Below are 24,781 nucleotides of genomic sequence, written 5' to 3'. Positions count from 1 at the left end.
CGCCTGGCGCCAGGGCGCTGCCACCAGTCGTCCCGGACGCCGCCTCTGGGCGACCGCCCGAGAGCAGCCCAAGCGCCCCCTCTTGCCGTCTCGACCTCGTCCGCGGCTCCGCACCTCGCTCGGTCGCCCGGAGGCGAGCGCAAGGCCAGCAGCGCTCCACTGCTCATCTCGTTCTGAGAGCTTAACTACACTAAATCTTGCTACTTATTCTTCGTGGGTATAATGTCGCTAAGTAGAGGTGTACTTATGCGTACCTTATACAGCGATCGTTTTGCGCGCGTGCTCAGCCGAATGCTGCTCGCGATCGTGGCGGCGAGCCTGGGCTGCAGTTCAAGCGATGAGGCCACGCCCGCAGCGATCGGGGTGGCCGCGCGGGCGGCGACGAACGCAACCAACAGCATGAACGCGATGAACGCGATGAACGCCATGAACGCGCTCAACGCGATGAACGCCATGAACGCCATGAACGCCATGAACGCGCTCAACGCGATGAACGCCATGAACGCGATGAACTCGATGAACGCCATGAACGCCATGAACGCGCTCAACGCGATGAACTCCATGAACTCGACCAACAGCGTGCTGACCGGGGCCGCGTTGGATGCGGGCGAGCTGCGCATTCCCTCGACGACGCTGGCCGACTTCGGGCGCTACACCCTCGCGCAGACCGAGCTACTCTGTCCGGCGACGCGGCTGCCGCAGGTCTTCGACCAGGGGACGCCCGACCCCGCCGACGACCTCGCAGCGTACGTCACCTTGCCGCGCTGGTTGGTGCTAAAGGAGCAGGTCGAGCTGGTGCGCGAGGCCTGCGCCAATCCGGTGCCCGCAACCTGCGGCAACGGCGTGGTCGACGGCGGCGAGGACTGCGATACGGGGATCGCGCTGGGGCAGCCGGGGGCGTGCCCGGCGGTGACGGTGGCCATCGACGAAGATCTCGACGGCGACGGCAGCTTCAACCCCGGCGGCGGCGTCGACCAGAGCGTGACCTACGAGGTGCTCTCCGGCATCGGCCTAGCCTGCGCCGACCGCGCCTATCGGCCCTTCTTCCTCCACCCCACCAACGGCCCCGAAGCGACCGCCAACCCCGAGACCTTCAGCACCTACTTCCGCTACCTCTGCCTGCAGAGCTGGGACGAGGCGCAGGGCAAGGCCGTCTATCGCTGTGGCAAGGGGATGCTCGCCGCCGGCGTCTCGGGGTATGCGGTGCGCGACGGTACCCTCTCGGCGCGCCCGATCTACGTCTCGGAGCTGAGCTGGGGCGGCAACGTCTGGAACCGCCACTGGCAGTTTCGCGAGCATCACATCGGCTCGATTCCCGAGCCGATCGCCGCGGGGCGGCAGATCGGCTACGCGCTCGATGCGGCCTGGGGCCTCAACCCGCGCGAGACGCATGCGGGCGGCGCGAGCAAGGAGCCGGACTACCTGGCGGCGCTGGCGCTGAAGACGGCGACCAACCGCACCGGCGTCACGGTCAGCCCCTACAACCGCGCCAACGTCACCGGCGGCCTGAGCTTCGACAGCAGCGAGCTCAACCAATGCGAGGCCGGCTACCACAGCTACCCCGACCTGGCCTCCACCGGCGCCGTCGAGCAGGGGATGTTGCTCAACCTCAGCGTGGCGGGCTGGTATCAGGACGGCTGCACCTGGGCGCGCGACTGGGGCCTACCCGTGCTGCCCACCCAGCAGGCGGGGAGCTGCCAGGTCTTCGACATCGGCGCGGGCCCGCTGCAGACCCGCATGGGCCTCAACCTCGGCGATACCACCCCCCGCCGCTGCCCCACCTTCGCCACCTGCGAGCCCGGCAAGAGCTGCTGCATCGGCCGCTTTGCACAGGGCGGCGGGCACACCTGCGCCGTCAAGAGTGACACGACAGTATGGTGTTGGGGCAACAGCAGCGCGGGCCAGCTCGGACATGCGGGCGGCACCATTTCCTTGGCACAGCCTGTGTGGCAGAGCGTCGGCGGCCCACCACTCACCGGGGTGCTCGACGTTGCGACGGGGGACTCGCACACTTGCGCGCGACGCAACGACGGGCGCGTGCTGTGTTGGGGAAACAACTACAGTGCCCAGCTTGGCGACGGCACGACCCTCTCGACCTCCGGTCCTGTCTTAGTGACGGCGCTGGGCACTGCCACGCCCGTCGAGCAGGTGGCGACGGATGCCGGTTACCATACCTGCGTCCGACGCGGCGATGGGACCGTCTGGTGCTGGGGTGACAACCAATATGGCCAGCTCGGCGACGGCACCACCGTCAATCGACTGCTGCCTGTGCGTGTCACCGCCCTAAGCACCGGGGTCGCCGAGGTCGTCGCGGGCAGGTGGAATACCTGCGCACGACGCAGCAACGGGACGCTTTGGTGTTGGGGCTACAACGGCTACGCCGAGCTTGGTGATGGATCAACCGTCAATCGACTGAGTCCCGTTCAAGTCACGAGCATGGGTACCGCAGTCGCTCGCGTCGCCATCGGGCACTTTCATCTCTGTGTCATCCAAACCGATGGACGGCTCTATTGCTGGGGGCGGAATGACAAGGGACAGATCGGCTGGGGAGACGTCCTTGGCCCCAACTTCATCCGCGTAACAGCGCTCGGGACCACGGCCGTGGACGTGACCGCCGGAGAGGCCTTCAGCTGCGCGAGACGCGCCGACGACAGCGCCTGGTGCTGGGGTGACAACGCCAAGGGCCAACTTGGGGACGGCACGATCGTCGGCCGCTCGAGCGCCGTTCAGATCACGGCGCTGGGGACGACCGTTGCGGACTTGAAGGTCAATGCCACAGGCGGCTGTGCGCGCCTGACCGACGGCGGCCTGAAGTGCTGGGGCAATAACTACTACGGTCAGCTCGGCGACGGCACCGCGACCACCGCGACCTTGCCGGTGCGCGCCTTGGCCTTGCGCTGCGATTGTGGCGACGGCGTCTGCAGCCGGAGCGAGACCGCGAGGAGCTGCCCCGCGGATTGCCGACAGGAGAGCTGCGGTGATGGGCGCTGTGGGGCCAGCGAGGATACCTTCACCTGCCCCAGGGATTGCGGCAATCAGCGCTACGCTGACGTCGCAGCGGGTGGAATGCACAGCTGCGCGCGCCTGGAGAGCGGCCCCTTGTACTGTTGGGGCGAGAACGGTGGTGGTCGCCTCGGCGACGGCACGACCATCAACCGCTCCACCCCCGTTGCCATCACAGCGATGGGAACCACGGTCATTGGCCTCGCCTTGGGCTATCGCTTCACCTGCGCGTGGCGCAGCGATGGCGGTCTGTGGTGCTGGGGTCGAAACGAGGGTTCGGAGCTGGGTGATGGCAGTGTCATCAACCGGCCGCTGCCGGTCAGCATCACGACGCTCGGCACCACGGTCGTCGACGCCTCGGCCGGTGAACGCCACGGCTGTGCGCGACTTGCCAACGGCAGCCTCTATTGCTGGGGCGTTAACAGCAAGGGTCAGGTCGGCGATGGTACGACGATCGCAGTCCAACGCGTTCCCGTGCCGGTCACCGCACTCGGCACCACCGTGGCTCAGTTCGATCTGGGCGGGAGCTCCAGCTGCGCGCGGCGCACCGACGGCAGCCTCTGGTGTTGGGGCTACAACTATTTTGGCCAGCTTGGCGATGGCACGACGACCGACCGACGTAGCCCCGTGGCCGTGACGACCCTTGGCACCACCGTTGCCCAGGTCTCCGTCGGCTCCGACCATAGCTGCGCGCGGCGCACCGACGGCAGCCTCTGGTGTTGGGGCGATAACATGTACGGGCAGCTCGGCGACGGCACGGCCCCACACGGCCAGTCCTGTTACCAGTACATCGGGGCGCCCCCCCACGACTGTAGCTCGACCCCGGTGCGAGTCACGGCTCTCGGCACCGCCGTCGCCGATGTTTCAGCAGGAGCACGCTTCGCCTGCGCACGGCGCACCGACGGAAGTCTTTGGTGCTGGGGGCAGAACACCTCCGCCGGCTACCTGGGGGACACCACGACGGCGACACGCTTCAGCCCCGTGCTCGTTGCGTCATTGCCAACCACCCCAAGTCGCATCTCGGCGGGTTGGTACCACAGCTGCGCGCGCCTTGCGGACGCAAGCCTCTGGTGTTGGGGAATGAATGACTATGGCCAGCTCGGCGTGCCTTCGGTTGGCCTCTACTCGCGTTCGCCGGCTCAGCTCACCCCCTGCGGCGACGGTCTGTGCTCCTTCGCGGAGTCCCGCGACAGCAGCTGTCCGGCTGACTGCGCCACGACCTGCGGCGACTGCGTTTGCGACGGCGTGCTCGAGGATGCGACGACGTGCCCTGCGGACTGCGTACCAGGGGGCGCGTGCACGCCGAGCCAATGCGGCAACGCGCGCTGCGAGGCGGACGAGACCTGCGCGCTCTGCCCGGGGGACTGCGGCAGTTGCTACACGACCTGCGGCAAGCATGGCTGCGAGCCGGGGGAGACCTGCACGAGCTGCGCCGAGGACTGCGGCGCGTGCGCGGCGCCGGCCTGCGGCAACGCGAGCTGCGATGCGGGCGAGAGCTGTGGCTCCTGCCCGACCGACTGCGGAGCCTGCGCGGGCACGGCCTGGGGCGCGCCTTTTGCCGCCATCAGCGCGAGCCTGCACGCGGTGACCTTCCCCTTGAACACGACCGTGGGCTTCGCCGCGGGCACCATCGGCACGCTGCTCAAGAGCAGCGACGGCGGGGCGAGCTGGACGGCACTGAGCGCGGGGACGGCGGCGACGCTGCGGGCGCTGGCCTTCGTCGACACGCAGACGGGGCTCGCGGCCGGCGAAAGCGGCGTGCTGCTCAAGACCACCAACGGCGGCCTGGCGTGGACGGCGCAGAGCTCGGGCACGACGGCGACGCTGCGGGCCCTGGCCCTGCTCGATGGGCAGACGGGCTTCGCGGCGGGCGATGGCGGCGTGCTGCTCAAGACGACGAATGGCGGCGCGAGCTGGAGTGCGCTCAGCTCGGGCACACCGGCGGCGCTGCACGCGCTGGCCTTCGTCGACGCGCAGACGGGCTTCGCCGCTGGCGACAGCGGCGTGCTGCTCAAGACCACCAACGCTGGCACGAGCTGGAGCGCGCTGACCTCGGGCACACCGGCGACGCTCCGGGCGCTGGCCTTCATCGGCCCGCAGACAGGCTTCGCCGCTGGCGACAACGGCACCATCGTCAAGACCACCAACGGCGGCACGAGCTGGAGCACGCTGACCAGCGGCTTGCACGGCGCGCTGCATGCGCTCTCCTTCCCACTGGGCGCGCTGCAGGGTACGGCGGTGGGCGAAGGGGGCCTGGTGCTGCGCACGACCGATGGCGGCGCTACGTGGACGCAGGAGAGCTCAGGCACCAGCGAGACGCTGCTGGCGCTGACGCTGCCGGCGGATTGGACGATGGGCGTGGCCGTGGGCGCCAACGGCGCCGTGGTGCGGCGCATCCCGCCCTGGGAGCCGTCGATCCTCTACGACACCGAGGTCGCGAGCCTGGCGCCGCCGACGGTGTTGCCGAACACGGTGATGAGCAAGCGCGTGGCCTTCGCCGGCAATAACAGCGGCTGGCTCTACGCGCTCAGCCCCACCGAGCGCGTGCCGCGCTACAGCCCGGCGCGGCTGGCAGATGCGATGCAGGGCCGCAGCCCGGTGGGCAAGCTACCGGGCGACAGCTTCAACACGCTCTACGCCGCAACGGCCTCGGGCCTCGGCTACGCGGTCAACGCCGACACGGGCGCGCTGCGCTGGACGACCGACGGCGACAGCGGCCTCGCCGGCGATCAGCCGCTGGGCGCGGCGCTGGTCGCGGCCCCAGTCGTCTCGCCCTCGCGCAACCTGGCGTTCTTCGCCACGCGCAACCTCAGCGGCGCGCAGAACCGCGTCTTCGCCTTCGACGCCAAGACGGGCGTGTGTCGCTGGGTGCTCAACGGGAGCTGCGCCGGCGCCACCGGCGCCCTCAATGTGGGCCAGATCAGCGGCAGCCCGATTCACGACGCGACGGCCCGCAAGCTCTTCGTGACGAGCACGAGCCTCAGCGGCGGCAGCACCCTCTGGGCCGTCGATGCGGGGGATGCGACGCCGGGGACGGTGAGCTGGAGCCGTAACCTCGGCGACAGCGACGCCTCGCCGTCCTTCGCCGAGGCCACGCGCACCAGCCTCTACGTCGGCACCAACGCCGGTCGCCTGCACCGCGTCCGTACGGCAGACGGCGTGAGCTGCTGGAGCACCGGCGGCAGCGGCTGCACGGCCTTCGGCGGCAGCGAGCAGGCCTTCTGCACCGCCACCGACGCGCTCGGCACCGCCTGCGCGGCCGACAGCGCCATCGCCTCTGGCGTGGTCGTGCTCTGGAGCGGCAGCCACCTCGGCCGCCTGCTCTTCGCCACGGCAGACGGCCACCTGCGCCTGCTCAACGCCGACGGCTCGCTGGTCTGGAAGACCGCCAGCCCAATCCCCGGCGCGAGCCTGCCCTTGGCCATCCCCGAGCGCGACAGCCTCTTCGTCGGCGCCAGCGACGGCAAGCTGCGCGAGCTCAGCCTGACCACCGGCGCCCTGCTCAGCACCCAGACCGTCGGCAGCGGCAGCGCCGCCGTCGGCAGCCCCACCTACGACACCCGCGCCCTGATGCTCTACGTCGGCACCAGCACCGGCACCCTCTTCAGGTACAACCTTGCGCCCTAGCGCCTGTTCCAGGTGTGTTCTCCCGCGGGTCTCGCGCTCGCCGCAGCGGTGGCGCTTGCGGAGCGTCACTGCGGCCCGAGAAGGAGCGATGGGGAGGCGATCGGTGAGGCTGCTGGTGTCGCAGGAAACGACGGGCAGGGAATTATAGATTGACCCGCCTTTGTACTGATGATAACAGTAAAAGAACAAGCAAACGGCCACCCTGCGCTCCGCGAGCAGCTCGGAGCGCCTGAGAACTGGCGGAAGGAGAGTGCCATGCGCGCCACAGCAGTCGGTTTCGGACGAATCCTAGCGCTGACAGCCGCGCTTGGCTTCGGCTGCTCGAATGAGGCCACGTCGCCACCGGGCGGCTCGACAGCGGATCCCCAAGACACGACGCAGATCTCGGCACCGGCCGGCACCAATCCCGCCGCCGCAAGCGACCCCACGACGGTTGGCCAGCCGGCGACGCCAGCCATTCCCAACGCGGTCGTTTTTTCGGGGACACAGAAGCTGTGCAGCGCGGCAGAGTGCAGTACGACGCGCTACGGCATCGACAGCGTGCGCGAGCTGCACGTCTATGGGCTATGGAAGGGCGTCAGCGGCGATCACATCGAGCTGCGCAAGTACTACTCGCCGGATGGTTCGCTCTACTACCAGAAGCTCGTGGCCTTTTCGACTGACCCCGCGCATGCGGACAAACCCTTCGCGCCGACCGCCGATCTCCCGCACACGGGAACCGTGCAGCTCGCGCCAACCAATCCGACCGGCCAGCGCGTGGTCTGGGACTACCTGCCCGTCGGCGGCACCTGGATCACGCAACACGGGATGACCGGCACCTGGCGTGTCGAGGTCTACCTCGACAGGACCGCTGGCACACCCGATGTCGTCAAGACCTTCCAGCTCGAGTCGACAGCGACGCTCTAGGCCGGCCCACCCGCGAGCGTCCCCCCAACAAACGGCTTGCCGCCAGGCTAGTGTCCTGTAAACTGACGCACTCTGTGGCGGTGATTTGCAAGAGGAATGGGGCGCGGGTACGGTCCCAGGCGCGCTGCTACCGAGCGGTGTGCCATGTACATGTAACGCGCGGGGGTGGATCAGCATGAGCAAGGAAGCGAACACGGCCGCCGAGGGAACTCGGCTGTGCCACGCACCTTCCGTCGCCTGGCAACGCGTCGGCGATGAGGTCGTGGTCCTCGACGTGCCGCGGCGGACCCTCGTCGGTCTCAACCCCACCGCCTCGGCGCTTTGGGAGTCGATCGCCTCCGAAGGTGAGGTCGCCGCTAGCATCGCCACCGTGGCGGAGCGGCTGCAGCAGCCGGTGGCGTCCTTGAACGACGAGATCGCGCGCATAGCCAAGGCCCTGCTGCAACGCGAGCTGCTCCAGGTCGTCGGAGCGCAGTCCATCCCAGCCGCCCAGCGAGTCCCTGGCGACTCCGGCTTTCCCGCAGCACTGCCCGGTATCGCCTGGGAGGAGCAGCTCGAGGACTCCGGGGTCTACGCCGCCTGCGCGAAGGACCCCTTCGGCGAGATTTCTCCCGGCTGCACGGCTAGCCCTTCGGCGGGCAGCTCCTAGCCCTTCGGCGGGCAGCTCCTAGCGTCTGCAAGCAGAGCTTCTGGCGCTTCGGCAGGTAGCTCTCCTCACTGGGGCGCCTCCGTTCCCTCGTCCCCTTCTGGCCCATCGCCGCGCGAGGTTCACCACGATGACCATGCTCGGGTCCTACCGCATCGCGAACCTGCACCTCTCCGTCGCGCAGACGGAGCAGGGAGGGCCTGAGGCCGCAGCTATCGCTGGCCTGCCGCCGGCCTACGCTCCCTTCGCCACGGCCTCGCCTGCGCGCGACCCCGAAATCACCGTGCTGTCGGCTTCGGGGCTACCGGAGCAGCCCACGCCGGACCCGGAGGGCCCGCGCTGCGAAACGACGCAGTGGATGAGCTACCGATCCGAGGACCGGCCTGTCTTCCTGTTCAAGTCCGTCCACGCCGCGCTGCCGATTTGGCGCTCTGCGGTGCGGGAGCAGGCCACGCAGCGTTGGCGCGTGCGCACCGCCGCCGAGGTCCGGGCGGTGACGGGCGTCGAGCAAGACCCGCATCCACTCGCCTTCCCGCTCGGGGAGCTGATCTTCCTCGATGGTCTGACCGAGCAGGGCGGCTTGGTCTTTCATTCCTGCGGCGTCCGCGACCAAGGTCGCGGCATGATCTTCACGGGTCGCTCGGGACGGGGCAAGAGCACGATCGGTGCGCTCTGGGACGCGGCAGGCGCGACGGTGCTCTGCGACGATCGCATTGCGGTGCGACGCCACCCCGAGGGACACCGTTTGTACGGCACCCCCTGGCACGGAGACCTGCGCCAGGTCAGGGCGGAAGACGGGCCGCTACACGCGGTCTTCTTCCTCGAGCACGCCGACCGGACGCAGCTCGAACGTCTCACTCCCGACGAGGCACGGCGGCGCATGCTGACCACGGCGTGGCAACCCGTCTGGACCGGAAAGCCGGGCCTCGTGGCGACCTGGGAGCGTTGTGCACGGCTGGCACACGAAGTCCCGATGTACCGCCTGCGCTTCCGCCCGGAACCCGCGACGATCGACCTCCTGCGGCGTGAGCTGGCCGCGCTGGCCTAGGGGCCTCGTCTGCGGATCGTCGTCTGCGGATCGCTCACGGCTCCTGCGAGGGCCGGGGACCGGTCGGCACCTTATGGGTGCCAAAGATCCCGTTGAGCAAGCGCTGCAGCGCCTCCCGCTCGAAGGGCTTGTGCAGGAAGCCGTCGGCACCGGCCCGCAGCATGCTCTGCGTGCTGCCCTGCGGCGCGAAGCCCGACATCAGGGCGATCGGCAGCGCGGGCCGCAACGCCCTAAGCTGGTGAAAGACCTGCTCGCCGCTGACCTCGGGCATCACGATGTCGAGCAACACCAGGTCGATGCGCTCCTGATGCTCGCCAAAGACCTCGAGGGCCTCATGGGCGCCGCCGGCGGCGAGCACCCCGTAGCCGAGCTGGTCGAGCAACCGCACCAGGCTGCGGCGAACGTTCTGGTCGTCGTCGACCACCAGGATCGTCTTCTCGGCGGGCTTGTCGGTGGCGATGCGCTGCGTGCGCATCGGCGTGTCGCAGACCAGCGCCTCCTCCTGATCGCTCGCGGCCATGGCTGGCAGATAGATGCGGAAGGTCGTCCCCTGCCCCGGATGCGACTCGACCTCGACGTGGCCGCCATGGTTCTTGACCACGGCGTAGACCGTCGAGAGGCCGAGGCCGGTGCCCTTATCCGGACCCTTGGTCGTGAAGAAGGGCTCGAAGGCCCGTTGCGCCGTGTCCTCGTCCATCCCCACGCCCGTGTCCGTGATCTTGGCGACGATGAACGATCCGCGACCCGCCAGGAGGAGCGGCACTCCGCCCGGCACGCTCGCGTCCACCCGCGCGAGGGAGACAGCCACCGTCCCACCACCGCACCCGCTCATGGCGTCGCGGGCGTTGACGCAGACGTTCATCAGGGCCTGGTGGAGCTGCGCGCGCTGCCCCATGACGAACATTCCGGGCGCGATCGCCTCCTCGACCTGGATCTCGCCAGGGAAGGTGCGCCGTGAGAGCTGCATCACCTCATGGATCACCGCGGAGACATCGACCGCGGCCGGGCGTCCTAGCTCGCGCCGCGAAAGGTCGAGCATGCAGCTCGTCAGCTCAACGGCGCGCCGCGCTGCCTGGCGAATGTCGCCCAGGCACTCATCCAGCACCGGCGGCTTGACCGTCCCCTCGGCCGCTGCCTGGATCAAGAACTCGACCGTGCTGGTGATCGCGGCCAGCAGGTTGTTGAAGTCATGCGCGATGCCGCCGGCCATCCGTCCCACGGCCTCCATCCGCTGGGACTGCAGCACCTGCTCCTCGAGCTGATCGTAGCGCGTGAAGACGAACATCACGTGGCTGCCGATCTGCACACGGTCGCCGAACTGCAGGGGATGGGGCTCGTCGCCAACGGGCGTGCCATTGACCATCGTGCCGTTGCGGCTGCCGAGGTCCTCGATCACCCAGCGACCGGTGATCTTGCGCGAGATCAGCGCGTGGCGGCGCGAGATCTCCGGCACCTCCAAGCGCACCAGCGCCTCGCTCCCGCGCCCGATCAGCGCGCTCTCCTGCAGCGAGTAGACCCGGCCCGTATGCGGTCCGGCCAACGCAATCAACCGCGCTCCCGTCGGTGGGAGGTGGATCTCGCTGGTCGCTCGGTCGAGCGTGACTTCCTGCCAGGGGTTTTCACCACGTCTAGTGCCATCGACGCCCCGGCGCGGATGTTGAGAGCCAATCGCCAGCCGACCGTGCTGAGGCGGCAACTCCCTCTCAGCCGCCAAAGAACCGGCGCTCGGCCTCGGCCCCGAGCGCGAGGCCGCCCGCACGCGCCTGCCGCACGAGCCTCCAGGCATCGCGATAGGTCCCGCGATCCTGGAGCTGGCCCTCGAAGGCCACCGGCCCCCAGCCGGCATCCTGGGCCTGCGACAGCAGGGCCAGCGCCCGCGGCAGCCGCGAGAGGTCGGGCGCCATTCCCGCCAGGATCGCCTCGACCTGCGTCGGGTAGATGCTCCACATCCGCAGGAACCCAAACTCGCGCCGCGCGCGCTCGGCATCCGCGCGCGTTTGCTCGGCGTCCTTGAGGGCGAGCGTGACGTTATGGGCCGGCACGATCCCATGGGCCAGCGCGGCGGCCACGACCTCAGTCTTGGCGCGGGTGACCAGGCGATGCTCGAACTGCTCGGGGGAGCGCATCGCCGTCTCGGGGATCGCGCCCTGGTGGTCGCTGACGAAGTCCATCAGGCCGAAGTCGAGCACCTCGACCCCTGGGATCGCGGCGATCTTCCAGACGTCGCGCAGGGCGCCCTGGGTCTCGATCAGCACGTGCAGGGGTGGTGTGCGACGCTCCCCCTGCCGGTCGCAGGCGCTGCGAATGTAAGCTGCCATCGTCGCCACCTGCGCCACGGAGGTGGCCTTGGGCAGCGTCAGATAGGCGAGCTCGGCCGCCGCGCCGGCCAGCAGCAGGTCGACATCTTGGCGCCAAGGCGCGTCATGATAGCCGTGGACTCGGACCCCCAGCCGTCCGTGACGGTTGAGCGGGTCGTGCAGCAGCGCCAGAGCCAGCTCGATCTGCTCACGCTCAGCCCCGGCGCGCGCGCCATCCTCGCAGTCCACCGTCACGTCGAAGACGCCACCGAGCTGCGCCTGCAGCTCGAGCGCCTTGCGCAGGAAGCGCTCGGAGCCGGCGTAGTGCTCACAGCTCGCCATCAAGGGCAGCTCGCGCGCTCCGTCGGCGAATAGGACCTCTTGTGGCTGAAGCGGGGCCATTGGCGGTACCGTGCAGTTGTCCGGGCGCTACGCTACGCAGCGGGGCGCCCGATGACAAGAGGCAGGGCAGACCCGCAACAGAGGCTTGGGCAAGGCATGACCCCACCAACGACCGAAACGCCGGCGCGCACGCGCCCGGCGCCGCTGCACCAAGGGCACCTGCTGCACGACTGGGCCGAGGCCTGTCGCCGCCGGGGCGGCGTGCTCGCCTTCCTCGCGCGCCAGGTGCAGGTCTTCTTCTTCACCGTGCACACGATCAATAACGGCGAAATCACCCGCCGGGCCGCGGCGCTCACCTATCACACGCTGCTGGCGATCGTCCCGTTGCTCGCCGTCGCCTTCGCGCTCTTCAAGGCCTTTGGTGGCCTGCAGCGCCTGGAGGAGCCGCTGCGGCAGCTGATCCTCGAGAACCTCGCCGTCGGGCGAGCGGACGAGGTGGGGCGCTGGCTCAACCAGTTCACCGCCAACATCAGCGCGGGCGCGATCGCCGGGGTCGGGATGCTGCTGCTCTTCTACTCGGCGGTCAGCCTGCTGGTCGAAAGCGAGCAGGCCTTCAACCGGGTCTGGGGCATCGCGCGCGGGCGGCCGCTGCATCTGCGCTTGGCCGTCTACTGGTTGATGATCACCGTTGGCCCGATTCTCGTCGGCGTCTCACTCTCCATCTCGGCGCAGCTCCAGCGCTCCGCCTTCGCCACGGTCGCCAGTCAGTGGCTCCCCTGGGGCATAGGGCGCTGGCTACTCTCGCTCGGCTCGACGCTCGCCGTCTGCGCGCTCTTCATCACGGCCTACGCGCTGGTGCCGAACACCAAGGTGCGCCTGCGCAGCGCGCTCGCTGGCGGCCTCGTCGGCGGCCTGCTCTGGACGGCCCTCAAGGCACTCTTCATCTGGCTCTCGGCCAGCTTCCTGCGCTACAGCGCCGTCTATGGCGCGCTCGGCGCGATGCCGCTCCTCATGCTCTGGCTCTATTACAGCTGGGTCATCGTGCTCTTCGGCGTCAGCTTCACCTACGCCAGTCAGACCGTCGCCACCGATCGGCTCGAGTCCGCGCCCCTCGTCCTCAGCCAGGCCACGCGCGAGACGCTCGCCCTGCGCCTGCTGGTCGAGACGGTGGACGCCTTCCAGCGAGGCGCGCCGGCGCCGACGGCGGCGATGCTGGCCAGCGCCGCGGCAGCCCCGCTGGCGGTGAGCCAGCCGCTGCTCGATCTCTTGCTCGACCAAAGGTTGGTGGCGGCCACCCGGGAAGGCGACGAGCTGCGCTACCTGCCTGCGAGAGCGCCAGACACGGTCGCGGTCGCTGAGGTCCTCGACGTCCTGCGCCACCGCGAGGGTGACGACGTCGCGCTGGTCAACGACGCCCTGCAGGCTCGCCTGAGCGCGCTGCTCTCGAGCGCCGCGGCCGCGAGTCGGGCCCAGACCGCGACCTCCCTGGCGGCGTTAGCCAACCCGCCAGCCACGCCGACGCCGACGCCGATACCGGCACCGAGAGCGGCACCGATGCCTGGCGCCGGACCGTCCTAGGCGCGGGCGGGGCGCGGCGGCGCGATCCGGACCCTACACCCCGACGTGACCGTGGCTGCTTTGCAGCAGGCAGTTCGCCAGCGCGGCGCGCGTCTCTTTCGACAGCTCGCCGAAGTGCAACCCCATCCCGCTCGGCCGGTCGGACATCGCGCAGGACCAGATCACAATACCGCTGACCACCAACGGAACCGCCTGCGTGGGAAGGCTGATCGTCACCTCGGCTGGCGTGCCGATCGGATCGACGGCGGAGCAGCGCAGAAAGAGCCCAGCCTGGCTCAGGTTGGAGACACGAGCATCGATGATCAGGTTGGCCGAGCAGTAGGTCGCCGGGAGGTTGACGGGCAGGCGTGGATGCTGTCGCAAGTCTTGGTCGCCCACCGCTTCCTCCCCCTGGCCCTGACTCAGGATCCCGCCCAGCATAACCCAACCGGCCCGCCACCGCGAGCACCGGGGGGCGCGCTGAAGCGCGGCTGGTACGCGCCAGGCTCGGGCGTGATCACGCTCAGGGCGTCAGCGCGCGAGCTGGGCCTGCAACGCCCACTCGAGCGGGAACCCGGGTAGCAGGCCGAGCAGCAGCACGAGCAGCGCCGCGATCCCCAGCATCGCGTGGACGCTGGGTCGGGCCAAGGGCTGGGGCTGGGCCGCGCCCTCCTGGAAGTACATCGCCACCACCGGGCGCAGGTAGTAGTAGACGCTGACGACGCTGTTCAGCACGGCGATGACGACGAGCGTGACGAGCTGCGGGTCACGCAGCGCCGCCCGGAAGAGGTAGAACTTCGCAAAGAACCCGCCCGTCGGCGGTACACCGGCCAACGACAAGAGGAAGATCGTCATCACCAAGGCCACGCCCGGATGATGCCGTGCCAGGCCCGCCCAATCCTCGAAGGTCAGCCGCTCGGCGTGTCGCCGCCCGATCCACGCCACGACGCCAAGCGCGCCGAGCGTGGTCGCGGTGTAGGCGAGCAAATAAAAGAGCACGGGTGCCAGCTCTCCGGGATGCAATCCGACGGTGATGACCCCCAGCAACAGGTAGCCAGCGTGCGCCACCGACGAATACGCCAACATGCGCTTGAGGCTCGGCTGGCGCAGCGCAGCGAGGTTCCCCAGCGACATCGTCAGCGCCGCCAAGGTCCAGCAGGGCGGGAGCCAGCCGGTCGGGCCATAGGCGAGCCCGTCGCCAGCGAAGGCCGTCGCCAGCAAGCGCAGCAAGGCACCAAAGCCGGCGACCTTGACGGCAGAGGCCATCAGCCCCGTGACGGGCGTCGGCGCTCCCTCATACGCATCAGGCACCCACATATGCAGCGGCACGATCGCCACCTTGAAGGCCAGCGCGCCCAACACGAAGACCAGACCGAGCAGGAGCAGGGGCTGGCCTGCCGCCTGCGCCGCCGCCTCGGCGAGCCCGCGGTAGCTGGTCGCGCCCGTAACGCCATAGAGGAGCGCCACCCCGAAGACGAGGAAGGCAGAGGCTACCGCGCCCATCACGAAGTACTTGAGCGCCGCCTCTGCGCTGGTGGCCTTGCCGACCCAGAAGGCGACCAGCGCGTAGACCGCCAGCGACATCGTCTCGATTCCCAGCAGCAGCATCACGAAGCTGCTCGCGTGGACGAGCAACATCATCCCAGCGACGGCGAGCAAGACGAGCGAGAAGAAGGCATCGTCAGCGAAGTCGTGCTCCTCGAGATAGGCGCCCGAAACCATCACGGTCAGCGCGCCGCCGAGCAGCAGCAGGGCGTCGAGAAAGAGCGCAAAGCGATCACTGACCGCGAGGCCGCCGAAGAGCACGCGTCCGCCTTCGCCGACGAAGCGCCAATCCCAGACGACCGCCACCAACGCCAGCAGCAGCCCACAGAGCGCCAACGGGCCGAGGCGCAGGCTGCGCCCTGCTGCCAAGGCGCTCACCAGGAGCAGGAGCGCGGCCCAGCCGATCACCACCAGCAAGGGCGCCAAGGCCTGCAGCTCAACCATCTCGACGCCCCCGGTCATCTTGCACCTCGCGGGCGGCGAGCGCTCCGCAAGGAGGGCAGCGGCGAGCGCCGCGGCGCCACTACCCGGCGTTCGGCCCCGCGCCCCGGCGTCGGCACGCCGACCACGGCCGGCGTCGGAGGCGGCGCGCTCGGCGCCAGCGCCACCTCGGGCTGCGTCGCGGCCGCTGCGCCCAACCCGGCGAGCTGGCGCACCCCCGACCCCGAATGCTCACGACTGGCCGCATAACGCACCCGGTAGTCGTGCAAGAGGCGGTTCACCGAGGGCTCCATCGGCGCCAGGAAGGGCCGCGGGTAGAGCCCCATCACGAAGGTCAGCACCACCAGCGGCGCGAAGACCGCGATCTCGCGCGCGTCGAGGTCCCGGAGCTCGGCGTTCTTCGGCTGGGTGATCGGCCCGAACATTAGCTTCTGAAACATCGCCAGCAGGTAGACCGCACCGAGCACGACCCCGAGCGCGGCGAGGCCAGCGACCACCCGCGGTCCCCAATGCCAGACGCCAGGCAAGGTCAGCAGTCGGAGTTGCTCGCCACCATCGACGAAGAAGCGGTGGGTGAACGCGCCGACGAGGATCAGGAACTCGCCGACGAAGCCGCTCAGCCCGGGAAGGCCCGCCGACGAGAGCATCATCACCATGAACAATCCGGCGAAGATCGGCATCGGCCGCCAGATTCCGCCAAACTGCGCCAGCTCGTTCGTGTGGCGGCGCTCGTAGAGCACGCCGATCGCGAGGAAGAGGCCCCCGGTCGAGATCCCATGGCTGAGCATCTGGAAAATGCTGCCCTGCAGCCCCGTGCTGTTCATCGCCAAGAGCCCCAGCATCACGAAGCCGAGGTGACTGACGGACGAGTAGGCGACGAGGCGCTTGGCATCCTGCTGGGCGTAGGCGACGAGCGCGCCGTAGAGGATGCCGATCACGGCCAGCGCCACGAGGTAGGGGCTGCATTGAGCAGCGGCCCAGGGAAAGAGCGGCAGGGCGAAGCGGAGGAAGCCGTAGGTCCCGAGCTTGAGCAAGACGCCAGCGAGCACGACCGACCCTGCGGTGGGCGCCTGCGTATGCGCGTCGGGCAACCAGGTATGCAGCGGGAAGAGCGGCACCTTGATCGCGAAGGCGAGCGCGAAGGCGAGGAAGAGCCAGAGCTGGTCGCCGTGGCCCCAAACCGAGAGCATCAGCGTCGTGTAGTCGAAGGTGTAGTTTCCGGTCGCCTGGCCGTGCGTCACGTAGAGGTAGATGATCGCCGCCAGCATCAAGAGCGACCCGACGACCGTGTAGAGCACGAACTTGAGCGCGGCGAAGATGCGATCGCCGTGGCCCCAGATCCCGATGATCAGGTACATCGGCACCAGGACCAGCTCCCAGAAGACGTAGAAGAGGAAGAGGTCGAGGGCGAGGAAAACGCCGAGCATGCCGGCTTCCAGCACGAGCATGGCGACGAGGAATTCCTTCACTCGAGTGTTGATCGCCCGATAGGTGCTGAGCAGCACGATCGGCATCAACAAGGTCGTGAGGAGCACGAGCCAGAGGCTGATCCCGTCGACTGCCAGGTGAAAGTCGATCCCCAGGCTCGCGACCCAGGGCCGCCGCACGACGAACTGCCACCCAGCCTCCGCCGGGCGAAAGGCGACCAGACCGAGCGAGACCGCGAAGGTCAAGAGCGCAAAACAGAAGCCGAGGTGGCGCGCGGCGCGTTCCTCGGCGCGTGGCAACAACGCCACGACGAGAGCGCCGAGCAGCGGCAGCAGCACGATCGCCGTCAACAGCATCATCCACCCCCGCCGAGCAGCGCGGCACCGACCACACCCGCCACGAGCACAGTGAGGCCGATCACCAGCCCGACGACGTAGTGCTGCACGTTGCCGGTCTGCAAGCGGCGCAGCAGGCGACCCACCCCGTCGACGCTCCGCGCGACGCCATGGACGCCGAGTCGATCGATGACCAACCGGTCGACGAGCTGGAACAAGACCACGGCGAGCGCCTTGTAGGGCCGCACGATGATCCAGTCGTAGACCTCGTCGACCCAGTACTTGTTGAGCACCAGGCGGTGGATCAGGCGAATCCGCGCGGTGAAGCGCGCCACGGCGGCGTTCGGTCCGGCGCGGTAGAGCCGCCAAGCGATCGCGCTGCTGGCGACGGCGACCACGACCGAAAGCAGCAACAACAGGGCCTCGACGCTGTGGCTCGCGGCGAGCGGGTTGGCGGCCACGCGCTCGCCCGCCGCCCAGCGATCGGCGAGACGCGCCCCCTGGTCCACCACCGGGGCCAGCCAGCGCTCAAAGACGTTGATGTGCTCGATGCCGAGCCAGGAGCCGACCAGCTCGGGCAACCCCAAGAGACCGAGCACCGCCGCACCGCCGGCCAGAACGATCAGCGGGGCCTCCATCGCGGGGCCGGGGAGGTGCAGCGCGGGGGCCGGAGCCCCGCCCTCGCCCTCGCCTCCCGCTGTCGCGTGCGCCGCGCCGCGGCGCGGACCGAGGAAGACGAGTCCGTAGAGGCGAAACATGTAGAAGGCCGTGCAAAGGGCGCCGGCCAGCGAGAGCACGTAGAGCACGGCCGGCAGCCAACTGGGGCCGAGCGCCGGATTGGCGGTGGCGATGGCCCGCCAAAGGATCTCATCCTTGGAGAAAAAGCCCGACAGCGGCGGGATGCCTGCGATCGCCAGCGTCGAGATCAGGAAGGTCCAGTGGGTCGTCGCCATCGGGCGCCGCAAGCCGCCCATGTTGCGGAGGTCCTGCTCGTCGTGCAGCGCGTGGATGATCGCGCCGGCGCCGAGGAAGAGGCAGGCCTTGAAGAAGGCGTGCGTGAAGAGGTGGAAGATCCCGGCCGAGAAGGCGCCGACGCCGACGGCGACGAACATGTAGCCCAGCTGGCTGACCGTCGAGTAGGCCAGCACCTTCTTGATGTCGTTCTGCGCGAAGCCGATCGAGGCGGCGAAGAGCGCGGTCGTGGCGCCGACCAACGCGATCAGGCCCATCACCGCTGGCGAGAGCATGTAGAGGAAGTTCATCCGCGCCACCATGTAGACGCCGGCCGTGACCATCGTCGCGGCGTGGATCAGGGCGCTGACGGGCGTCGGCCCGGCCATCGCGTCCGGCAGCCAGACATAGAGCGGGATCTGGGCCGACTTGCCCATGGCACCGATGAAGAGCAGCAGTCCCGCGACGCCGGCCACGCTGAAGGGCCCGAGGCCGAGGGGGTGCAGCGGCTGCAGCAGATCCTGCGCCCGCAGCGCGAGGCTGTCGATGCTGAGCGTCTGCGTCGCGGCGAAGAGCACCAGCATACCGAGCAGGAAGGCGAAGTCGCCGACGCGATTGACGAGGAAGGCCTTGCGGCCGGCCATGGCGTTGGCCAGGCCGAGGCGCTGAGTCCCGTCCTTGTCGTACCAGAAGCCGATCAAGAGGTAGGAGCAGACGCCGACGCCCTCCCAACCAACGAAGAGCAGCGGCAGGTTATCCGCCAGCACGAGGATCAGCATCGCGCCGGTGAAGAGGTTGAGGTAGCCGAAGAAGCGGGCGTAGTCGCGCTCATGCGCCATATAGCCCGTCGAGTAGAGATGGATCAGAAAGCCGACGAAGGTGACGACGAAGAGCATCACCGCGGAGAGCGGGTCGCAGAGCAAGCCGACCGGCAGGTCGACGCTGCCGGCCGTGATCCAGGCATAGGCGTTCTGCACGAGGCGCGGTGCGACCCCCGTGCCTTCGGCAGCCCAGACGAGCGGCCAGAGCCGACCGAAGATCGCGAAGACGACCACCCCGAGCGCGCCGGCGACGCTGCCACAGGCGACGACGTTGACCGCCCGCCGCGACAGCGCGCGGCCGAAGAGCAGATTGATCGCCGCCCCGAGCAGGGGCAGGAGCGGGATCCAGAGCAGTGGAAAGGTCGTCGTCATGGGCCAGAGCCTCTATCCGAGGGCGGGGTCCTTAGCGGCGCAGAAGGTTGACCTCGTCGGCGTAGACGGTGCGCCGACTGCGAAAGACCGAGACGACGATCGCCAGGCCGACGGCCGCCTCGGCGGCCGCCAGCGCCACGATCAAGAAGGCCAGGGCCTGACCCTCCAGGTCGCCGCGCGCGCGCGCGAAGGCGACCAGCGCCAGGTTCGCCCCGTTCAGCATCAGCTCGACCGACATCATCACGATCAAGAGATTGCGCCGTACGATGACGCCAGCGAGGCCGATGCAGAAGAGCAGCGCGGCGAGAGCGAGCACCTGAGTCGTCGGCACCATGGCAGCTCAGCCCTCCCCCGCGGCGCGGCCGCGGTCTGGCCGCCGCGTGATCGCCACCGCGGCGACGATGGCGACGAGCAGCAGCACTGAGATGGTTTCGAAGGGCAGCAGGTAGCGCGAGAAGAGCCAGCGCCCCAGCGAACGCACGTCGCCGAAGCCGGCGGGCAGCGGCACAGCACCGACCGCCGCAGCGCCTGCCTGGAGACAGACCTGCAGCATCCGATGCAGCAGCAGGCCCACGGCCCCGACCCCGATCAGCTTCCCCAGCGTGCCCTGGGCCAGACCCAAGGCCTCTCCTTCGGTATGACTGACGGACATCACGACGAAGAGGAAGAGCACCATCACGGCGCCCGCATAGACGAGGACCTGGATCGCCGCGAGGAAGCTGGCGTGCAGCACCAGGAAGAGGCCGCCGGTCGCCACCAGCGTCAGCACGAGAAAGAGCGCCGCCTGCACCGGACTGCGCCGCGTCACCGTCCCCAGCGCGCCGAGCAGCGCCAGACCGCCAAACAGCCAGAAGGCCCACTGAATCATCCTGCGCCTCTCGCTTCCTTGGCCTCGAACTCGCCGCGGAACTTGGTCAGGAACGCCAGCATCGGCCAGGTGACGGCGTCGCCGAGCGCGCAGATCGTATTGCCGCCGATCTGTCCGGCGACCCGACCGAGCAGGGCCACGTCGCCGGGCGCGCCCTGATCGCGCGCGAGGCGCGAGCAGACCTGCGCCAACCAGCCGCTGCCCTCCCGGCAGGGGGTGCATTGCCCGCAGGACTCGTGGGCGTAGAAGCGCATGATGCGGGCGCAGAGGGCGACCATACAGGTGCCCTCCTCGATGACGGTGACCGCCCCCGAGCCGGGCATCGAGCGCAGCGTGCCACCGGTGCCCCAGCGGAACTTCACGCCAGGCGACTGCTCGACCTCGCGGATCTGCTCCGCCTTGAGCATCGACTGGAACGCATAGGGCACGTCGATCTCATCGGCCGTCAGCACCGGCATCGAGCTCCCACCGGGGATCACGGCCTTTAGCGGCTTGCTGGGCTCCCGCATGCCGCCGCCCTGCTCGAAGATAATCGCGCGCAGGCTCGTGCCGACGGGCACCTCGTAGATGCCCGGGTTCTTGACGTGGCCGCTCAGCGCGACGGCGCGCGTGCCGCCATCGCCCGGGAGCCCCAGGTCGGCGAACCAGTGACCGCCGCGCTCGATGATCGTCGGCACGTTCATCAGCGTCTCGACGTTATTGACGACGGTCGGTTGATCGAAGAGCCCCCGCAGCGCCGGATAGGGCGGCTTGAGGCGCGGGTAGCCGCGCTTGCCCTCGAGCGAGTTGAGCAGCGCGGTCTCCTCGCCGCAGATGTACGCGCCGGCGCCGCGGTGGACGACGGCGTCCATCGCCCAACCGGAGCCGGCCATCGAGGCTCCGAGGTAACCGCGTTCGTAGGCCTCGGCTACCGCCCGCTCGAGCACGCGAAGCTCACGCGAGAGCTCGCCGCGGATATAAATGTAGAAGCGGTGGGCGCGAATGGCGTAAGCCGCGATGCAGGCGCCCTCGATCAGGCGGTGCGGATCCCAGTACATCAGCCAGCGGTCTTTGAAGGTCCCGGGCTCCCCCTCGTCGGCGTTGATGACCAGGTAGACCGTCGCCGCGTCCTTGGGAATGAAGGACCACTTCTTGCCGGCCGGAAAGCCGGCGCCCCCGCGTCCGGTGAGGTTGGACGCGAGCATCTCCTCGATGATCCGCTCCGGCGTCAGCGTGAGCGCCTGGCGCAGCCCCGCGTAGCCACCAAGGGCCTCGTAGCCAGCGAGCTGCTTGGCCTGCTCGTTGCCGAAGTTCTGGGTGACGATCCTGACCATCGCGCGCTCAGCCCCGCCCGGGGGTGGGCGATCCCGGCCCCGCCATGGGCGATCCCGGCCCCGCGGCGCGTGTCGCCGGAGCCTCGATCCGCAGACGCGCGACGAGCGCCTCGACGTCCTCGGGGCGCAGGGGCTCGTGGTAACGCTCGTTGACCCGCACACAGGGGGCCGTACCACAGGCCGCCAAGCACTCGACCTCGGTCAGCGTGAAGGTGCCGTCGGGCGTGGTCTCACCCGCCTTGATCTCGAGCGCGCGCTCGAAGCGCGAGAGCACCTGATAGGCGTCGCGCAACATACACGCCACGTTGGTGCAGACCTGGATCTGGTAGGTGCCGACCGGCGCGCGGTTGTACATCGTGTAGAAGGTCACCACGCTGTAGACGTGCGACTCGGGCAGCTCCAGCGCCGCGGCCACCAGGCGCATCGCCTCGGCCGAGAGCCACCCGAACTCCTCCTGCGCCACCCACAGCACGGGCAAGCAGGCCGCCATCCGCGTGGGGTACTGGGGCAGTAGACGAGCGATACGCTCGCGCGCCTGCGGGCTGAACGACAACGCCATGGGACTCTCTATGCACGCCTTGAAACGAGGCGGTGGAACCGTAGGGAACTTGCCCAGAGGTGTCAAGGGAAGGGCATGGCCAGCATCGTGTAGAAGTTTTCCATGTAATCACCGAGCGCGTCGAAGAAGTCGACCGCGAAGACCGAGCTGGCGCCGACCATCGCGACGACGATCAGGGCGACGACGATCGCGTACTCGGTCATCGCCTGGCCTGAGTCGTCGCCTGCCTGGCGACCGAGCAGCCACCCCAGCATCAGGGCGCTCCGATCAGCGCCAGGTGCACGCGCGTGCGCTGGGGCTCCAGGACCGTGATCGTAACGGTAGCCTCCCGACCCTCGGCGTGGCGAAAGACGAGCATCGCCGTTTGCGCGTCGAGCGCCTGCAGCGCCGCCCGCTGCTCCGCACCTGGTCGCGCCACGTCCTCCGTATAGCCCGCCTGGCGCAGCGCGCGCCGATAGTGAGCGACATTCTCCTCCAGCGTGCCCGCGTTCAGCGACAGCACGGTGCGCGCCAGGGCGTCGCGTCCGTCGGTGGTCGAGTCCAGCACCTGCTCGGAGCGCGGAAAGAGCGCAATCGGCAGCGCCCGAGGGCTCCCCGAGCGCTCGCGGCCCGGCGCGTCGCCGACAGAGGGCATGACCAGGGTCGCCCCAGCACCGCCGGCACCGGTGCTGATCATCACCTGCAGTACCCGCCCGTGCGCGCCATCGACGGCGGCGACGGTGCCGCCGCGATGCGTCACGTCGCTGCGCACCCAGAGGCCCCGGGCGCGCCAGAAGCGCGCATAGAAATCGGCCACACGATCGGGCTCGTCGGTGGTCTGGAAGTACGACATGCGCAGACGAGCGCCCTCGACCTCGCCCCGGGCGCCCGTCGGCACCTCCTGCACCTGGGGATAGCGGGGCATCTCTGGCGGGTAGTACCCCGCCAAGGGATCACGCCCCAGCACTGCGTCGGCCAGGGGCGGCTCGCCGCCGCTGAGCAGCCCGAGCCCGGCGATGCCGGCGCAGAAGAAGAGCGCCAAGAGCACGCGAAGGGGGCGCGCGCGGCGCGCGGCCGCCGGGGCCCGGCTGCTGCTCGGTGGCTGACGTTCACGAACCTTCATCGACGCCCGTCCTCAATCCCGAGAGAGCCGTCCTCAATCCCGAGAGAGCCGTCCTCAATCCCGAGAGAGATAGTTGCCGAAGGGATTGTGCTGCACCAGCGTATCCGTGCAGCCCTGCTGCTGCGCGTCCGGGCAGCCCATGAAGAACTTGCCCCGCTTACGCAGCGTGGCGCCATACTCGCCGATCGTCGGCGCGGTGTTGTAGAGCTGGGCGCCAAAGTCCTCGGGTACGGCGATCACGCCGCCGCCCGGCTTGTCCGTCTTCGCATCGATCACGTAGGGTACGGAGACGACCGCCGCCTTCATCCAGTCGTCCACCGCGGGCACGGAGGGCAGCCCCTGCAGGTAGCCAAGGAAGCCGCCGCCGATGGCGAAGGCCCCATGCATCAGCGTCAGAAAGGTCCGGGCCACGCTGCGGGTGCTGTCGTTCTGGAAGTACATCCGCTCGACCTGCGCCCGAAAACCGGGGTCGTTCGGTTGCAGCGTCCCCCGCGCCAGCAGCGATTGGCCGGCCTGCAGCCACTCGTAGGCCTGCTTGGCCAGCCCGCCCAGCTGGTCGCCAGCCTCCTCCAGCAGGCCCCGCTGCAGGTTATCCGAGTCCGTCGCACTTTCCACGCGCAGCTTGGTGTGGGCCACCGCGCCACCCTCGTTGAGCCGCCACGAATCCGCCAGCACACCGTGCGACTCGAGGATCCGCAGGGTCCGCCGGGGAAAGATCGACTCCCCGCCCAGCTTCACGTCAAACCACGGATTGAGCACCTCGAAGAGGGCGTAGGCCCGCACGTAGCCGCGGGTATTGAAGCCCCAGCCGGGCGGCCCGGCGAAGGTCGTGGCACCAGCGCCGCCAGCGGCGTTGACGCCGAGGGCGCTGCTCGCGCTGGTCAGGCCGATCATCGTCGCCGCCATGCCCAAGGCCATCGGCGCCACGGTGCTATCGGCGGCGTGGCGCAGATCGGCGCTGTAGGTCATCGCCGAGAGCAGCATCACCGCCGGTCCGAGGATGTTGAGCAGCAGATTGGCCATCGGCCCGCCGTAGACCATCTCCTCGCGCTCGTCACCGCAGAGCGCCCCGCTTGCCGTCGCCGTCGCGTCGAGCGCGCTGTCGGCGATTTCTCCGCCGACGTCGCCGAAGGCGCCGAAATAGGACAGCGCCCCGCCGATCGCTTGCCCACACGAGGGCGGCACGATGATGCGGGGCGTCTTCCAGCGCGCCATCAGCAACGAACGCTTGCCCTCGGTCGCGTTCGGCACCGAGTCGAGGTCGGCGTAGCGGGCGCTGGCCTCCAGCGACACGGAGGCGGCCATCACGCCAAAGCGCAGGAAGGGCAGGCTGGCGGGTATTCCTGGGATCATCCCCAAGAGGCCGTCGGCTCCCGCCAGCAGCGGCGCCGTGCGGTAGTCATGAAGGGGATAGGCGGTCGCCTCCCAGGCGGCGTAGCGGGCGGCCTCCTGCGCCTTGAGCCGGATCTGCCCCAGCTCCCAGAGCCACTGCGCGAAGAGCAGCAGCATGACGAAGAGCGGCAGGACGATGGCCAGCTCAACCAGCGCCTGGCCGGAGGTCTCGCGCCAGAGCCGCCATCCGCGGAGCCGCGCTGCTACAAAGCTCTGCACCAGCCGAAC

Annotated in this window: 18 protein-coding genes; 5 read left to right on the top strand and 13 right to left on the bottom strand. The window is 69.1% G+C overall.

Annotated elements, in window-relative coordinates:
• Positions 1–279: 279 nt before the first annotated feature.
• The 4 genes from IPL40_01420 (at position 280) to IPL40_01405 (ending at position 9,230) form a co-directional block, all read left to right on the top strand.
• Entirely contained in the window at positions 280–6,630 is a 6,351-nt protein-coding gene (locus tag IPL40_01420) for a hypothetical protein (GenBank protein ID MBK8479829.1), read from the top strand.
• A gap of 255 nt (positions 6,631–6,885) precedes the next feature.
• Positions 6,886–7,536 (top strand): hypothetical protein, encoded by a 651-nt coding sequence (locus tag IPL40_01415; protein MBK8479828.1) that lies wholly within the window; start codon positions 6,886–6,888, stop codon positions 7,534–7,536.
• A 175-nt stretch (positions 7,537–7,711) separates the two neighbouring features.
• Positions 7,712–8,185 carry a PqqD family protein gene (locus IPL40_01410; protein ID MBK8479827.1) on the top strand — a complete coding sequence of 158 codons (474 nt, stop codon included), beginning with the start codon at positions 7,712–7,714 and terminating at the stop codon, positions 8,183–8,185.
• A 127-nt stretch (positions 8,186–8,312) separates the two neighbouring features.
• On the top strand, positions 8,313–9,230 hold the full coding sequence (locus tag IPL40_01405; GenBank protein ID MBK8479826.1) for a hypothetical protein: 918 nt from the start codon (positions 8,313–8,315) through the stop codon (positions 9,228–9,230).
• A gap of 34 nt (positions 9,231–9,264) precedes the next feature.
• Here IPL40_01405 and IPL40_01400 read toward each other — a convergent pair whose 3' ends face one another.
• Together IPL40_01400 and IPL40_01395 are read right to left on the bottom strand one after the other, a co-directional pair.
• On the bottom strand, positions 9,265–10,779 hold the full coding sequence (locus IPL40_01400) for a response regulator (protein ID MBK8479825.1): 1,515 nt from the start codon (positions 10,777–10,779) through the stop codon (positions 9,265–9,267).
• 154 nt (positions 10,780–10,933) lie between these two features.
• Positions 10,934–11,929: a CoA ester lyase gene (locus tag IPL40_01395; protein ID MBK8479824.1), complete on the bottom strand. Its 996-nt coding sequence runs from the start codon at positions 11,927–11,929 to the stop codon at positions 10,934–10,936.
• 96 nt (positions 11,930–12,025) lie between these two features.
• On the opposite strand from IPL40_01395, the gene IPL40_01390 reads away from it, so the two are divergent.
• Positions 12,026–13,447 (top strand): YihY family inner membrane protein, encoded by a 1,422-nt coding sequence (locus IPL40_01390; protein MBK8479823.1) that lies wholly within the window; start codon positions 12,026–12,028, stop codon positions 13,445–13,447.
• Positions 13,448–13,480: 33 nt separating this feature from the next.
• Here the strand turns inward: IPL40_01390 and IPL40_01385 are convergent, their stop codons facing one another.
• The 11 genes from IPL40_01385 to IPL40_01335 all read right to left on the bottom strand — a co-directional run bounded on the left by IPL40_01385 (position 13,481) and on the right by IPL40_01335 (position 24,772).
• Positions 13,481–13,825: a PilZ domain-containing protein gene (locus IPL40_01385; GenBank protein ID MBK8479822.1), complete on the bottom strand. Its 345-nt coding sequence runs from the start codon at positions 13,823–13,825 to the stop codon at positions 13,481–13,483.
• A gap of 132 nt (positions 13,826–13,957) precedes the next feature.
• Positions 13,958–15,433 carry an NADH-quinone oxidoreductase subunit N gene (locus IPL40_01380; protein MBK8479821.1) on the bottom strand — a complete coding sequence of 492 codons (1,476 nt, stop codon included), beginning with the start codon at positions 15,431–15,433 and terminating at the stop codon, positions 13,958–13,960.
• The gene (locus IPL40_01375; GenBank protein ID MBK8479820.1) at positions 15,430–17,199 is read right to left on the bottom strand and encodes an NADH-quinone oxidoreductase subunit M; all 1,770 of its coding nucleotides are present in this window, start codon (positions 17,197–17,199) and stop codon (positions 15,430–15,432) included. The genes IPL40_01380 and IPL40_01375 overlap by 4 nt, the downstream gene beginning before the upstream one ends.
• The gene (gene nuoL / locus IPL40_01370; protein ID MBK8479819.1) at positions 17,196–19,319 is read right to left on the bottom strand and encodes an NADH-quinone oxidoreductase subunit L; all 2,124 of its coding nucleotides are present in this window, start codon (positions 19,317–19,319) and stop codon (positions 17,196–17,198) included. The genes IPL40_01375 and nuoL overlap by 4 nt, the downstream gene beginning before the upstream one ends.
• Positions 19,320–19,350: 31 nt before the next feature.
• A complete protein-coding gene (gene nuoK / locus IPL40_01365) occupies positions 19,351–19,653 on the bottom strand; it encodes an NADH-quinone oxidoreductase subunit NuoK (GenBank protein MBK8479818.1) in 303 nt (100 codons plus the stop codon).
• A gap of 6 nt (positions 19,654–19,659) precedes the next feature.
• Complete coding sequence (locus IPL40_01360) at positions 19,660–20,187, bottom strand: NADH-quinone oxidoreductase subunit J (protein ID MBK8479817.1); 528 nt, start codon at positions 20,185–20,187, stop codon at positions 19,660–19,662.
• Entirely contained in the window at positions 20,184–21,500 is a 1,317-nt protein-coding gene (gene nuoF, locus IPL40_01355) for an NADH-quinone oxidoreductase subunit NuoF (protein MBK8479816.1), read from the bottom strand. The genes IPL40_01360 and nuoF overlap by 4 nt, the downstream gene beginning before the upstream one ends.
• Before the next feature lie 7 nt (positions 21,501–21,507).
• The gene (locus IPL40_01350) at positions 21,508–22,059 is read right to left on the bottom strand and encodes an NAD(P)H-dependent oxidoreductase subunit E (GenBank protein ID MBK8479815.1); all 552 of its coding nucleotides are present in this window, start codon (positions 22,057–22,059) and stop codon (positions 21,508–21,510) included.
• Between the two features lie 62 nt (positions 22,060–22,121).
• Positions 22,122–22,313: a hypothetical protein gene (locus tag IPL40_01345; protein ID MBK8479814.1), complete on the bottom strand. Its 192-nt coding sequence runs from the start codon at positions 22,311–22,313 to the stop codon at positions 22,122–22,124.
• A complete protein-coding gene (locus tag IPL40_01340) occupies positions 22,313–23,161 on the bottom strand; it encodes a hypothetical protein (GenBank protein MBK8479813.1) in 849 nt (282 codons plus the stop codon). Before IPL40_01340 ends, IPL40_01345 begins: the two co-directional genes overlap by 1 nt.
• A gap of 54 nt (positions 23,162–23,215) precedes the next feature.
• Positions 23,216–24,772, bottom strand: coding sequence for a pilus assembly protein (locus tag IPL40_01335; protein MBK8479812.1), 1,557 nt, complete (start codon positions 24,770–24,772; stop codon positions 23,216–23,218).
• Positions 24,773–24,781 lie beyond the last annotated feature (9 nt).

The organism is Pseudomonadota bacterium (assembly GCA_016711215.1).
Taxonomy (GTDB): Bacteria; Myxococcota_A; Polyangia.
The sequence above is the reverse complement of the archived record's forward strand: the minus strand, read 5'-3'. Positions and strand labels throughout refer to the sequence as shown.